Origin of the sequence: Streptosporangium sp. NBC_01469, from assembly GCF_036227305.1 — a bacterium.
Lineage (GTDB): Bacteria > Actinomycetota > Actinomycetes > Streptosporangiales > Streptosporangiaceae > Streptosporangium.
Genome location: NZ_CP109465.1, coordinates 5275418 through 5287858 on the forward strand (window position 1 = coordinate 5275418; position 12441 = coordinate 5287858).

General features: G+C 69.1%; 12 protein-coding genes. 6 read left to right on the forward strand and 6 right to left on the reverse strand.

The window, feature by feature from the left end; all coding sequences use genetic code 11:
• Positions 1-106: 106 nt before the first annotated feature.
• The 3 genes from OG587_RS23095 to OG587_RS23105 are packed head-to-tail and all read right to left on the reverse strand — an operon-like array spanning position 107 to position 1899.
• Complete coding sequence (locus OG587_RS23095) at positions 107-871, reverse strand: SDR family NAD(P)-dependent oxidoreductase (protein WP_329093524.1); 765 nt, start codon at positions 869-871, stop codon at positions 107-109.
• Between the two features lie 21 nt (positions 872-892).
• A complete protein-coding gene (locus OG587_RS23100; protein WP_329093525.1) occupies positions 893-1333 on the reverse strand; it encodes a MarR family winged helix-turn-helix transcriptional regulator in 441 nt (146 codons plus the stop codon).
• Positions 1330-1899: an NADPH-dependent FMN reductase gene (locus OG587_RS23105; protein ID WP_329093526.1), complete on the reverse strand. Its 570-nt coding sequence runs from the start codon at positions 1897-1899 to the stop codon at positions 1330-1332. Before OG587_RS23105 ends, OG587_RS23100 begins: the two co-directional genes overlap by 4 nt.
• 122 nt (positions 1900-2021) lie before the next feature.
• Here OG587_RS23105 and OG587_RS23110 point away from each other — a divergent pair, with 122 nt between their 5' ends.
• Complete coding sequence (locus tag OG587_RS23110) at positions 2022-2444, forward strand: RidA family protein (protein ID WP_329093528.1); 423 nt, start codon at positions 2022-2024, stop codon at positions 2442-2444.
• A gap of 315 nt (positions 2445-2759) precedes the next feature.
• On the opposite strand, the gene OG587_RS23115 is transcribed toward OG587_RS23110, so the two are convergent.
• From OG587_RS23115 to OG587_RS23125, 3 genes are read right to left on the reverse strand one after another with little or no spacing between them, the layout of a single operon-like run.
• Positions 2760-4298: a hypothetical protein gene (locus OG587_RS23115; protein ID WP_329093529.1), complete on the reverse strand. Its 1539-nt coding sequence runs from the start codon at positions 4296-4298 to the stop codon at positions 2760-2762.
• Positions 4299-4322: 24 nt separating this feature from the next.
• The gene (locus OG587_RS23120) at positions 4323-5156 is read right to left on the reverse strand and encodes a carbohydrate ABC transporter permease (protein ID WP_329093530.1); all 834 of its coding nucleotides are present in this window, start codon (positions 5154-5156) and stop codon (positions 4323-4325) included.
• Complete coding sequence (locus OG587_RS23125; protein WP_329093532.1) at positions 5153-5995, reverse strand: carbohydrate ABC transporter permease; 843 nt, start codon at positions 5993-5995, stop codon at positions 5153-5155. The genes OG587_RS23120 and OG587_RS23125 overlap by 4 nt, the downstream gene beginning before the upstream one ends.
• Positions 5996-6351: 356 nt before the next feature.
• Here OG587_RS23125 and OG587_RS23130 point away from each other — a divergent pair, with 356 nt between their 5' ends.
• The 5 genes from OG587_RS23130 to OG587_RS23150 are packed head-to-tail and all read left to right on the forward strand — an operon-like array spanning position 6352 to position 12395.
• Entirely contained in the window at positions 6352-7647 is a 1296-nt protein-coding gene (locus OG587_RS23130) for an ABC transporter substrate-binding protein (RefSeq protein WP_329093534.1), read from the forward strand.
• Positions 7631-8659 carry a Gfo/Idh/MocA family protein gene (locus OG587_RS23135; protein ID WP_329093536.1) on the forward strand — a complete coding sequence of 343 codons (1029 nt, stop codon included), beginning with the start codon at positions 7631-7633 and terminating at the stop codon, positions 8657-8659. The genes OG587_RS23130 and OG587_RS23135 overlap by 17 nt, the downstream gene beginning before the upstream one ends.
• A 43-nt stretch (positions 8660-8702) precedes the next feature.
• Complete coding sequence (locus OG587_RS23140) at positions 8703-10808, forward strand: heparinase II/III family protein (RefSeq protein WP_329093975.1); 2106 nt, start codon at positions 8703-8705, stop codon at positions 10806-10808.
• A complete protein-coding gene (locus OG587_RS23145) occupies positions 10801-11562 on the forward strand; it encodes an amidohydrolase family protein (protein ID WP_329093537.1) in 762 nt (253 codons plus the stop codon). The genes OG587_RS23140 and OG587_RS23145 overlap by 8 nt, the downstream gene beginning before the upstream one ends.
• On the forward strand, positions 11559-12395 hold the full coding sequence (locus tag OG587_RS23150) for an amidohydrolase family protein (protein WP_329093540.1): 837 nt from the start codon (positions 11559-11561) through the stop codon (positions 12393-12395). Before OG587_RS23145 ends, OG587_RS23150 begins: the two co-directional genes overlap by 4 nt.
• The last annotated feature ends 46 nt before the right edge of the window (positions 12396-12441 follow it).

Sequence of the window (12441 nt, forward strand, 5' to 3'; positions counted from 1 at the left end):
GCGCGGCGGAGTAAGGAGGGCCACCCGGCGACGCCGGTGAGCCCGGTCGTGGACGCCTTGACCGTTTTCCGTCCCCCGGCGAACGTGAGAGGAGACTGCGAGGGGATCAGCCTGGAGTGAGGAAGTGGCCGTCGGTCCTGATGGCCTCGCCGGTGGTGTTGGTGTTGGCGGCCGAGCACAAGTAGACGATCATGCGTGCGGCGTCGTCGGGATGGCTGACGCGCTTGGTCGCGGCGGCCTCGCCCGCCTTGTCGAGGAGGTGCTGCGGCATGGGTTTGTCCGCGGGGGTGAAGCCCGGCATGACGACGTTGGTGAGGATGCCCGCGGAGGCGAGCTCCCTGGACATCACGCGGGTCAGGCCGTGCAGCCCCGCCTTGGCGGCCACGTAGGAGACGTTGCCGGGGAAGCCGTCCTCGACCAGTCCGGTGGAGACGTTGACGATGCGGCCCCATCCGTTCGCCCGCATGTCGGCCAGCACGGCGCGGGCGAGCAGGTAGGGGCCGACCAGGTTCGCGGTCACCGACGTGGTGAACCGCTCGGTCGGCGCGGTCTCGAACAGCTCGCCCGGCTCGGGCCAGTCCGGCCAGCGGACGGCGTTGTTGACCAGGACGTCGACCGGCCCGAGCCGGTCGCGGGCGTGCGTGACCGCCGCCTGCAGCGAGTCGGGGCGGCCGAGGTCGAGTCGCCAGGCGATCGCCTGGGCTCCGCGCCGTTCGGCCAGGGCGACGGTCTCCTCCGCGGCCCGGAGGTTGGTGTGGTAGCCGACGGCGATGTGCGCCTTCTCTTCGGCGAAGGCCAGCGCGGTGGCCCTGCCGATGGCCGTGCTCGCACCGGTCACCAGGACGACTTTTCCTGCGAGTCCGAGTTCCATGTCTTCTCCTGCGGGTGGTGGTCAGGTGAGGTTGTCGCGGACGGCGTGCAGCAGCCGGATGAGATGTGCGGCGTCGGCCGTGGAGAGCCCGGCGCTCGCCTCGCTCTCCACCTGCGCCCACGCGGTCACGACCGCGTCGACCACGGCCTCGCCGCGTTCGGTCAGCCGCAACCGGGTCACCCGGCGATCGCCGGGGTCCGGGGCGCGTTCGACGAACCCGGCCCGCTCCATGCGGGTGATCGCCTTGGCGATGGTGGGCTGTTCGATGCCCATGCGCTGGACGAGGTCCGCCTGGGTGGTCCCGGGATTGTGGTGAAGGTCGACGACGAGAAGCTCCTGGCCCAGGTGCAGGCCGAGCTCGGCCATCCGGCGCTGCATCTCGGCGCGGTGCGCCCTGGTGACCTCGGCGAGGGCGTAACCGATCGGCCCCCGCGCGGCCGCGATCTGCCGGCCCGCGGTCACGCCGGCACCGCCGGCCGGTCATCCGCGACGCGGGCGAGGACGCGCCGCCAGAGCCGGGTGATGTCGTCTCGCGCCTCCTCCCCCGTCAGGACTCCGTCGGCGTCGATGTGACGGTGGGCGAAGCCGACCGCCACATCGAAGTCGGAGAGCACCTCGGCGCCGACCCGCCGCAGCATGTCGCCGAGCTGCAACTGGGCGAAGACTCCGCCGAACCGGTTGGGCGAGGCGCTCATCAGCACCACCGGCTTGCGCACCAGCGGGCGCGGGGGCGCGAGGATCGACAGCCAGTCGACGAGGTCCTTCATCTGCCCGGGGATGCCGCGGCTCAGCTCCGGCGTCACCAGCAGCAGCGCGTCGGCCACCGCCACGCGCTCGCGCAGGGCGCCGACGGCCGGAGGGAAGGGACGCCCCCGAGTGGCGTCCAGGCGGGGGATCCGGGCGTGGTCGTCCCACACCTCCACCCGCAACGGGGCCTCCGCCAGCTGTTGCGCGGTTCGAAGGAGCGACCGGTTGTGCGATCCCTCCCGGGTGCTCCCGCAGATCGCCAGTACGTCAACGATTTCCATAGTCGGCTATCTTATAGTCGGCTATGGAAATGCCGCAAACCCGTGGTCCTTGGAGACGGCACCTCCCCGATCGGCCGGTCGCCGTCATGGGCGGATGCCGGCCATCACGACGAAGGAACACGATGCCCAACCCCGCGACCCCGAACACCACCGAGCGCAGCGACACCGTTCACCTGCGCAACAGCCCAGACCTGATCCAGCCGCCGGGCCACTACTCCCATGTCGCCATCCACGGAGACCTCGTCTACGTGTCCGGCCAGCTGCCGGTGGACCAGCACGGCACTGCCCTGAGCGACCAGGCGTTCGACGTTCAGGCACGCCAGGTCCTCCACAACCTCGACCGGTGCCTGATCGCGGCAGGCACTGACCGGTCCCGCCTCGTCTCGGTCACCGTCTACGTCACCGACATCGGTCAATGGCCGGCGTTCGACGCCATCTATGCCGACTGGATTGGTCAGCACCGCCCCGCTCGCGCTGTCACCGGCGCCAGCCAGCTCCACTACGGCGCCGCAGTCGAGGTCCAGGCCGCCGCGGCTCTTTCCTGAGAAGAGCCACCCGGGACTGTACGTCACTGGCTCTGGCGCGAACGCAATGGTTACGGAGTGTGCGGACTGCAAGATGATCTTGATGTGGGCTGGTGCCGGCTGGATGCGAGCGGCGGCACCTCATGGGTGGGATCAATGCCTGGCCGTAGCCGGAAACGAATGGCGCCTGGACTTCGTATACGAAGCCCAGGCGCCATTGTTCTTCCGGCCTATTCGGGAAAGCCGAGCTGCTTGAGGTCGGGCTGCTGCCATCCGGATTGCGGAATGTCACCCCTATATGGTCCCTTGACAATCGGGGGCACGACCGGCCGGCTGTCAGCCCTTCCGGCAGGCATGCCAGTTGAGGTAGGCGACGGAGAGCAGCGTGGAGCCGTACTGCGATTCGACTGCGTGGTCGTCGTAGACCGCGCGGGCATGGGTGAAGAGGGTCTCGTCCCACTGGGTCACCGGCATCCAGCGGGGAGCCTGGAGATACTGCCCTGAGGTGGCCAGGGCTCCGCTGCCGTCGACCCGGACGAAGGTCGTCGCCACACCGTTGTCGGAGGTCGCGAGGTTCTTCGTGTAGGTGCGGGCGAAGCGCTGCATGTCGCGGCCCCTGTAGTGGATCCCCCGGCGGAAGGCCAGCGCGGCGAACTCGACGTCGATCGCGGCGTGGCTGAGGTCCTCGATCTGCTGGGCGCCCTTGCCCGGCGATCCGTACGACGGGGTGTACTCGGAGACGTCGTCAGCCTTGGTGTAGCCGTTGTACATCTTGCCGAACGCCGGCCAGTACGGCCAGACGTAGGCGTCGTCCGCGTCGACCTTCAAGTCCCCGGCGAACGCGCGGGCCAGGCGGCGGGTGCGGTCCAGATAGGTGGGGTCGCCGGTCGCCGCGGCCAGTTCGGCGTAGGTCTGGCCCAGCCCGAGGCTCTGGTTGATGGGTTGCTCCGCGCCGTCGTAGGGGACGGGCATCCCCTTGGGCCAGATGAAGTGGCCGAGCCCGGCGTCGTTCTGCACCCACTCGCGATCGTGGACGGCCGCGGCGGCCCGGACGGCCGCGAGGTACTCATCGGCCTTGGCCTTGTAGCGTCGATCACGGCGCAGGCCCGGGGTGCGGTAGACGATCCGCACGAACGACGCCAGCGGATAGGTGATCATTCCGGTGTGCACGGAGAAGTGCACCGGCGCGGCGGCCAGACTGATCGTCCCCAGGGCGGGGATCGGCCCCGCGGCCGGCGAGTCCCTGGGATCACGGGCGGTCACCATGGTCGCCGACGGGTAGGCGTCGAGGACGCGGCGCACGGCGTAGTCGGGGCTGGCCGGGTCCATGGTGAGGTCGGCGAAGGTGGACACCTTGGCCTTCGGGGTGTTGGCCACCTCGAGGGTGAATCGGTCCTCGCTCGTGCCCGCCCGGACGGTCGCGACGGCGTCGTCGACATTGGTCAGCGCGCTGCGCACCTCCAGTAGCGGCTGCCCGGCCGGGTCGAGCAGGGTGACGCCTCCGGCGGTGTAGCTCCGGTTGCGCCAGGCGGGCAGCGAGAGGCCGCGGTAGTCGGTCACGCCCCGCTCCGAGTCGCGCGTGCCGAGCATGAGGTCGGCGTTGTGGATGAGCCGGTCCAGGTAGGTGGTGTCGCCGTAGGCCTCGTACATCCGGATGAAGGCGGCGAGCACGTAGGACTGCCCCCAGCCCAGGCCGCCCTGCTCGTTGTGGTCGGTCGGCTGGCCGAGGTTGCCGCTCGCGTGGAAGACCTTGTCGAACAGGTCGAAGGTCTCCCTGGCCGTGTAGTCGTAGCCCGCGGCGGCGCGAGCCGTACCTGTGGTACCGAGAACTCCCATGGCGAGGGTTCCCAGCGTGAATTGCCTGCGTGACAGCATTTTCAGACCACCTCTCGCGCGACGTCAGCCCTTGACCGCGCCGCGCATGCCTTCGAGTACGTGACGTTGCATGATCATGAAGAAGATGACGACGGGCAGGATCGAGATGACGGTTCCGGCGGCGAGACCGCGGACGTCGGTGCCGGTGACGCCCGCGAGGTAGGAGATCCCCAGCGCGATCGGGTACATCGCGGAGTCCTTCAGCACGACCATCGGCCAGATGAAGCTGTTCCAGACCGAGATGAAGCCGAAGATGCCGAGAATCGCCAGGGTGGGACGCGCGGCGGGCAGCATGACGTGCCAGAAGATCCTCAGCTCGTGACAGCCGTCGGTGCGGGCGGCGTCGATGACCTCGCGTGGCACGCCCGCGAAGGTCTGGCGGAGCAGGAAGATCCCGAAAGCGGACAGCAGTCCCGGCAGGATCACGCCCGCGTAGCTGTCGGCCATGCCGAGCTGCGAGACCACCAGGAAACGAGGGAGGAGCATGACCTCGCCCGGCAGGAACATCGTCGACAGGATGGCGAAGAAGATGAGGTTCCGGCCGCGGAAGTTCATCTGGGCGAGCGGGTAGGCGCACAGCGCGGAGACGACGATGTACACGGGCACCATCACGCCGACGTAGACGACCGAGTTGAGCAGGTAGCTCAGGTAGGGGACGGTCGTCCAGGCCTCCTTCACCCAGGTGAGGACCGGGGGCCGGGGGATGATGTCGGGCGGGAAGGAGAAGACGGCCTGGCCGGCGGGCTTGAAGGCCGCCGAGAGCAGGATCAGGAACGGGCCGACGAAGACGAGGGCGATCGCGGTCAGCAGGACGTACATGCCCGCGCGCCGCAGCCAGAAGGCGAGCTTCGGCGTCATGTCATGACCGTCCTTCCCTTGGTGATCCGGTAGTTGGCGAGCGCCATGAGGATCAAAAGGAGCCATAGGACGAGGCCCATGGCGCTGGCGTAACCCATGTCGTACTTCTGGAAGGCCGCCGACCAGATGTAGTAGCCGAGTGTGAGGGTGGAGTCCTGTGGGCCGCCCTGGGTCATCACGTAGACGGACGTGAAGACCTGCATCGCCTCGAGCATCTCCATGGTCAGCGTGACCGCGAGATAGGGGACTATCAGCGGGACGGTGATGTGGCGCAGGCGGTGCCAGGCCGAGGCGCCGTCGACCTTGGCGGCCTCGTAGAGATTCGTGGGGATGGTCTGCAGTCCGGCGAGATAGATCATCATGAAGACGCCCATGCTCTTCCAGCCCTCGACGAGGACGAGGGCCGGCAGCGCCCACACGGGGTCGAGGAGATACTGGATCGGCTGGTCGAGGATGCCGAAGCCGGTGAGGATCCAGTTGAGCACGCCCTGCTGGTTGAAGACGTACTCCCAGGCGACGCCGACCGCGACCATCGAGGTCACGACGGGCAGGTAGTAGAGCATCCGGAACGTTTTGATGCCCGGCAGTTTCTGGTTGACGAGTACGGCCAGCAGCAACGGGATGACGACGAGCAGCGGGAACATCCCCACCAGGAACAGCATCGAGTTGCCCAGGCCGGTCCAGAACCTGCCGTCGCTCGCGAGCCGGGCGAAGTTGTCCAGGCCCACGAAGATCGGCTGGGACACCGCGTCCCATTTGAAGAACGACAGCTGGATCGCGGTGACGGCGGGCCACGCGAAGAAGACTCCGAACAGGATCAGGGCCGGGATGGGGAACAAGTAGGGGGTGTACCAGCGCTGGCCGGGGATCCTGCCGGGCTGTGGCCCCTTCCGATCATCTCCTGACGTGCTCTTGCGGCTACGCGTCCTCGGGGCCGCCGAAGGCGCGTGGCGCTCTGGTACGTGTAGGGCCATCGGCGCCAACACCCTTCAACGCTATTTGTGAGGGCCGTAGTCTAGATAACGGCAGGCCGGAATTTCGGGAGCGTATCTTTGTCTATTCGCCGGAGTCAAGGCTGAATGGGCTGATCGGCGGCGTCGCGAGATGGTGGGGATGTGGGCCTTGACGGGCTTGGGTTGGGCTGACATTGTGCCGAAAGGATGCTTTAAGGACGGCCGCAATTCAGGAGGTTCGCATGGCTCCACCCAGGACGGTGTTGGCGGCAGGGCTGCTGGCACTGACGGTTCTCACCACCGGTTGCGTGGCGGGCACCTCCGCGGGCACCCCCTCCGCCGCGGCCGACGAGCCGTTCGAGGGCGAGGTCGAATTCTGGACGATCAACCTGAAGAAGAACTACAACGACTACGTCACCGGGCTGATCACCCAGTACCAGAAGGAACACCCCAAGGTCACCATCAAGTGGGTGGACGTCCCGGGTCAGGACAGCGCGACCAAACTGCTCGCGGCCGTGGCCAGCGGCGACGTGCCCGACGCGGTCAACCTGGGCTCTCCCGACCTCGGCAGGTTCATCCCGTCGCTGGCGCCGATGGACGACTACTTCAAACCGGAGGAGCTCGCCGACTTCCAGCCGAACCTGGTGGAGCCGCTGCGCCAGGACGGCAAACTCTACGGGATTCCCTGGTACAACGGCGGCGCCCCGGTGGCGATGTACCGCAGGTCGGTCGTGTCCAAGGTCGGCTTCGACGAGAAGGCGCCGCCGAAGACCTACGACGAGGCGCTGGCCCTGGCGGCCAAGGTCTACGCCGACACCAAGGTCTACGGCATCAACGAGATCCCCGGGCTGTCCGTCGTCTCCGTGCTGCGCTACTACGGGGTCACGCTGCTGTCGGAGGACAAGAAGAAGGCGGCGTTCAACACCCCCGAGGCCGCCGCGATCATCGAGAAGTTCAAGAAGAGCTACGACGAGCACGGCATCGCGCCGGGCTCCGTCTCCAAGGACGTCCGAGCCCTCCCGCAGAGCCTCGACAACGGCCAGGTCGCCTTCACGGCCAGCGCCAACGGCTCGACCCTGGTCAACATCCAGAAGAACGCCCCTGACATCTACAAGGACCTCATCGTCACCGAGCCCGTCCAGAAGGTCGGCGGCGGCTATCTGCTCAGCGCCCAGCAGACGTTCACGATCCCCAAGGCCTCCAAGCACAAGAAGGCGGCGGCCGAGTTCATCAAATTCTTCACCAACGGCGCCAACCAGCTCGCCTTCTGCAAGATCGTGCCGATCTACCCGTCGACGATCTCCTCGACGAAGGACTCCTTCTTCACCGGCACCGGCGGCACCGAGCCGATGGACGTCGCCCGCCAGGTGATCGTCAAGGGACTGCCCAGGCTGGAGTACGCGCCGCTGGGCACCGCGAAGGACGCCGAGCTCACCGAGTCCCTGGCGGAGGAGCTCCGGGCCGTGTTCCAAGGACAGAAGAGCGTGAAGGAAGCGCTCGAAACAGCGGAGAAGAATTGGAATGACGCTCTTGTCTAACCTGCGAGTAGGCATCGTGGGCGCCGGAATCATGGGCCGCGGGCACGCCGAGGTGCTGGCGGCCCATCCGCGTGCCGAGATCACCGCCGTGGCCAGCCGTACCCGGGAGCACGCGGAGGAACTGGCCGAGCGGGTGGGAGCCGCCGTCTACCCCGACTACCAGGAGTTGCTGTCCTCGGGCACGGTCGACGCGGTGTCGATCACCACGCCCGACCACCTGCACGCCGATGTGATGGTGGCGGCGGCCGAGGCGGGCGTCCACATCCTGGTGGAGAAGCCGTTCACCACGACGGTGGCCGACGCCGACCGCGCGCTCGCGGCGATCCGGCGGGCGGGCGTGGTCGCGATGTGCCTGTTCAACCACCGTTGGGTGCCCGCCTACGCCCAGGCCAAGGACCAGATGCCCCTGCTGGGCGAAGCGGTCGTGGGCTACGCGAGGAAGAACGACACGATCCACGTGCCCACCGAGATGATCAGCTGGGCGGATCGGACGACCTGCGCCTGGTTCCTTTCCAGCCACGACATCGACCTGGTGACCTGGTTGTTCGACGACGAGGTGGTCGAGGTCTTCGCGACCGCCCGTTACGGCAAGCTCCGGGCGATGGGCATCGACACCCCGGACGCCATGCAGATCCAGGCCCGGTTCAGCCGGGGGGCCACAGCCACGTTCGAGTCGGCCTGGATCTATCCCAACACCTTCCCGACCATGGTCGACAGCTACGTCACGGTGGTCGGAGAGGACGGCGTGGTCCAACTCGACCGGCAGCGGGAGAACATCCAGCTCGCCACCGACAAGGGCTACACCTACCCGCGGAACATGCTCCAGCGCGTCGTCCACGGCATCCCGGCCGGCGCCTACCGCGACGCCATCGAGCACTTCGTGCACTGTGCCCGGACGGGAAGCGAGCCGTTGATCACGGTTGAGAGCTCCCGCCACGTCACCGCGGTGCTCGCCGCCGCGCACGAGTCCGCGCGGACGGGCCTGCCGGTGAAGATAGTGGGGAAGGACTGACGTGCAATACGTGGAGAAACCGCCACACGTTGACCCCGTGCGGATGCGCCACATCACCGATGAGGACCTGCTCGCGGCGACCGGGACCGCGACGGTGGAGGAACTGCGCCGTCACCTGTCCACCAGGACCGGGCCCCGGCCGGTGTTCGACGTCGCCCGCTGGGCGGCGGGCATGTCCGGGACGGAGGCCGCCGCGCAGGCCGTCGCCGCCGCCGACGAGCTCCTCGGCACCGAGGCCGACTTCCTGGACAGGGGGCACGGACGGTCGAGGCTCTACGGGTTCCACTACCTGAGGTGGATGTCGCCCCTGGTCTCGGCCTACGCGCTGACTCGCGACCCGGCCTACGCCAAGGAGTGGGACCGGCTGTTCGGCCAGTGGTACGACAGCCGGGACCGGGTGGTCGGCGACTGGCCCGGTCTCGACGTCGTCTGGTACTCCCTCGGCGTCTGGGCGCGCTCCTCCCTGGTCACCCAGGCCCTGGCGGTCTTCGGCGAGGAGCCCGCGCTCAGCCGCGAGGGCTGGCTGCGGATGGTGAAGACCGTCCTCGGCGGCGCCCGCTGGGCGGCCGAGGAGCACGACGAGTTCCGGCAGGGCAACTGGCAGTTCGCGTGCGCGTCCGAGCTCCTGCACGTCGCCGCCGTCTTCCCCGAGTTCGGAGAGGCGAGCGGCTGGGCGGAGGTCGCGAAGGCGCGGATCCTCGACCACCTCGAACTCGACGTGCGGGCCGACGGCGGGCACCACGAGCGCTCTCCGGGCTATCACAGCATGTGCGTCGAAGCCGTCCAGCGGGCCGCCGTCATCGGCGAGCAGTACCTCGGCTGGGACCTGGCCGCCCACCCGCGCGTCCGGGCCATGCACGACTGGTACGTCGCGCTCGTCACCCCCGCCGGGTGGATTCCCCACCTGCAGGACAGCGGCCTGTTCTGGCCGGCCGCGCACCTGCTGCGCGGCCACTACCTGCTCGGCGATCCCGGCTACGAGGTGCTCGCCCGGCGCTGGCTGTCGCCCGAGCAACTGCGCGGCGAGCTGGCGTGGCTGCCGCCCCGCCCGGACGACGCGCCCGCGCCCGCGCCCGCTCCGGCGAGCGAGCCCGACGCCTCCTCCCGCACCCTGGACACCAGCCAGTACGCGGTCTTCCGCACCGGCTGGGAGCCCGACGCGTTGCACACCGTGGTGAACTACGGACCGTTCGTCGGCCACGAGCTGGAGCCGCACAGCCACCACGCGGCGCTGGACTTCGTGCTGTCCGGCTGGGGTGTGCCGCTGGCCTGGGAGGCGGGCGGTCCACCGTCCTACGACGACCCCGGCTACCACGACTGGTTCCAGGCGACGCGCGGCCACAACACGGTTCTCCTGCCCGGCGCGGCGTTCTCGGCCGACCGCGACGCCACCTGCGACACGTTCGCGGCCCTGCCGCACGTGGACGTGTTCGCGGGCCATCACCACGGCTATCCGAACAGGCACGACCGGCGGATCGTCTTCGTCCGCGAAGCCCCGTCGTACTGGCTGGTGACCGACGAGATAGAGGACGCCCCCGAAGCCGTGTGGCAGCTGCACGGCCGTTCGCCCTGGACGGAACGTGCCGGAGGGCACGCCAACGTGCGGGGTCCCGGGCTCTACGTGCTTCCCGCCGACCCCGAGGCGGTCACGGGCGTCCTGCACAGCACCGGGCCCAGCCGGATCCCCGACCCCGCGGCCCGGACCGCGGAGTACGGCGAGGTGCACACCCTCGGCCTGCGTCAGCGAGCCGAGACGTTCACCGTAGGGCTCTTCCCCTTCGCCGAGAACCCGCCCGCCGTACGGCTGCGCGGCGGGGAGGTCTGTCTCGACGGGGTCGTCGACGTGTTCTCCGGCCACCAGTGGACGCGCTGTGACACCGCCGGCGTCCTGCTCGCCGCCGCCTGCTGGGGCCCCTCCCTCGTCCAGGATGGGATCGCCCTGGTCGAGGCCCGGGGACTGGTCGCGGCCGACATCACCTACCGCGGGGGATTCACCGCGGTGGTGGACACCGACCGATGCACCGAGCTGAGGGTCCACGCGCCCGGTGTGACCAGGCTGGCGCTCAACGGGGTACGGCTGCGCCCGGGCCTCACGGTCACCCTCCCGTCGTCGGGCCGATGGCACCTGGAAGCGGCGGCCGATGACTAGGCGCGGACCGGTGCTGATCGACGCCGACGCGATGCTGGGACGCCATCCCGCCCGCGACGTCGGTGCGGGCAGCGTCGTCGAGGCGCTCGCCTCGATGGACCGTTTTGGCATCTCCGAGGCGCTGGTCGGGCACACGCTGTCGTGGCTGCACGACCCCCGCACCGGTAACCAGGCGCTGCTGGAGCTGGTCGCCGGCCAGCCCCGGCTGCTCCCCTGCTGGGTGATGCTCCCCGACACCTGCGCGGAGACGGGCACCTCGGCCGAGTTCGTGTCCGCCGCCCTGGCGGGTGGGGTCCGTGCGGTGCGCGCCTACCCCGTGGACCACGGCTACGACCTCGCGGGCGTGGACGCGGCCCCGGTGCTCGAGGCCATCGCGCGGGCCGGGCTGCCGCTGCTCCTGGACGCCACCCAGACCACGTGGCCGCAGGTGGAGGCGGTCGCCGTGGCTCACCCGCACCTCACGGTCGTGGTCGGCGGCCTCGGCTACCGCGTCCTGCGCCAGGTGGCCGGTGTTCTGGCCCGTACGGACAACGTCCACCTCGGGCTGGCCAACCTGTCCTCGCACTGCGGCCTGGAGTGGCTCGTCGAGCGGTTCGGCGAGCAGCGGCTGGTCTTCGGCACCGGTGCGCCCACTCGTGACCCGGCCGAGGCGGTCACCCGGCTGTTGTGGTCGGAGCTCGACGACGGCGCGGTGTCGGCGATCGGCGGGGGCAACCTGCGGAGTCTGCTCCACAAGAAGGCGAGAGCAGCATGAACCCCCTCACATCCGCCCTGTGGGAACGCCGTCCCCAGCACAGCCTGCGGATCGTCGACGCGCACGCCCACGCCGGGCCGTACAGCCTGTTCTTCATCCCCGAGGCGGGCCCGGCGGCGATGGTCAGGGTGATGGACCGGTGCGGGGTGTCGCACGCGGTCCTGTCCAGTCACCTGGCGATTCAGCTCGACGCGGCGGCGGGCAACGCGGCGACCGCCGCGGTCGTCGAGCACGCGCCCGACCGGTTCACCGGCTACCTGACCGTCAACCCGTGGCAGGACCCGGTGGGGGAGCTCGGGAAGTGGGGTGACGACCCCCGTTTCGGGGGCGTCAAGCTCCACCCGGACCTGCACCTGTATCCGCTCACGGGCCGCAGATACGCGCCGGTGTGGGAGTTCGCGCAGCGCACCGGCTGCCCGGTGCTCACGCACACCTATGAGGGCTCGGCGTACAACGACCTGCCCATGGTGGAGGAGACGGCCATCCGGTATCCGGGAGCGGTGATCCTCGCCGGGCACGCGGGCGCCACCCCGCTGGGGTTCGACGCGGCCATCGAGGTGGCGCAGCGCCGTCCGGGGGTGGTGCTGGAGGTGTGCGGTTCGTACAACACCGGCGCCGACCTCGCCCGGATGGTGCGTGAGGTGAGGCTGGGGCAGGTGGTGTTCGGTTCGGACTTCCCGTTCATCGATCTTCGGATGTCGCTCGGACGGGTACTCTTCAGTGATCTCAGTGACGACGCCAGAACCGCTGTGCTCGGTGGCACGATGACCGATCTGCTCCAGTGGCGAGACAGCGCCCGGCAAGCACGTTCCAGCCAGGTGGTCGCACCCTGAGCACGATTTATGATCCCGGTGGGGGCAACTTGGATAAGGAGGGATC

Excerpts from the sequence above, each read along its gene's own strand:
- OG587_RS23110 (WP_329093528.1), top strand. The coding sequence starts at position 2,022 with ATGCCCAACCCCGCGACCCCGAACACCACCGAGCGCAGCGACACCGTT.
- OG587_RS23130 (WP_329093534.1), top strand. The coding sequence starts at position 6,352 with ATGGCTCCACCCAGGACGGTGTTGGCGGCAGGGCTGCTGGCACTGACG.
- OG587_RS23120 (WP_329093530.1), bottom strand. The coding sequence starts at position 5,156 with ATGACGCCGAAGCTCGCCTTCTGGCTGCGGCGCGCGGGCATGTACGTC.
- OG587_RS23140 (WP_329093975.1), top strand. The coding sequence starts at position 8,703 with ATGCGCCACATCACCGATGAGGACCTGCTCGCGGCGACCGGGACCGCG.
- OG587_RS23105 (WP_329093526.1), bottom strand. The coding sequence starts at position 1,899 with ATGGAAATCGTTGACGTACTGGCGATCTGCGGGAGCACCCGGGAGGGA.
- OG587_RS23095 (WP_329093524.1), bottom strand. The coding sequence starts at position 871 with ATGGAACTCGGACTCGCAGGAAAAGTCGTCCTGGTGACCGGTGCGAGC.
- OG587_RS23150 (WP_329093540.1), top strand. The coding sequence starts at position 11,559 with ATGAACCCCCTCACATCCGCCCTGTGGGAACGCCGTCCCCAGCACAGC.
- OG587_RS23145 (WP_329093537.1), top strand. The coding sequence starts at position 10,801 with ATGACTAGGCGCGGACCGGTGCTGATCGACGCCGACGCGATGCTGGGA.
- OG587_RS23115 (WP_329093529.1), bottom strand. The coding sequence starts at position 4,298 with ATGCTGTCACGCAGGCAATTCACGCTGGGAACCCTCGCCATGGGAGTT.
- OG587_RS23135 (WP_329093536.1), top strand. The coding sequence starts at position 7,631 with ATGACGCTCTTGTCTAACCTGCGAGTAGGCATCGTGGGCGCCGGAATC.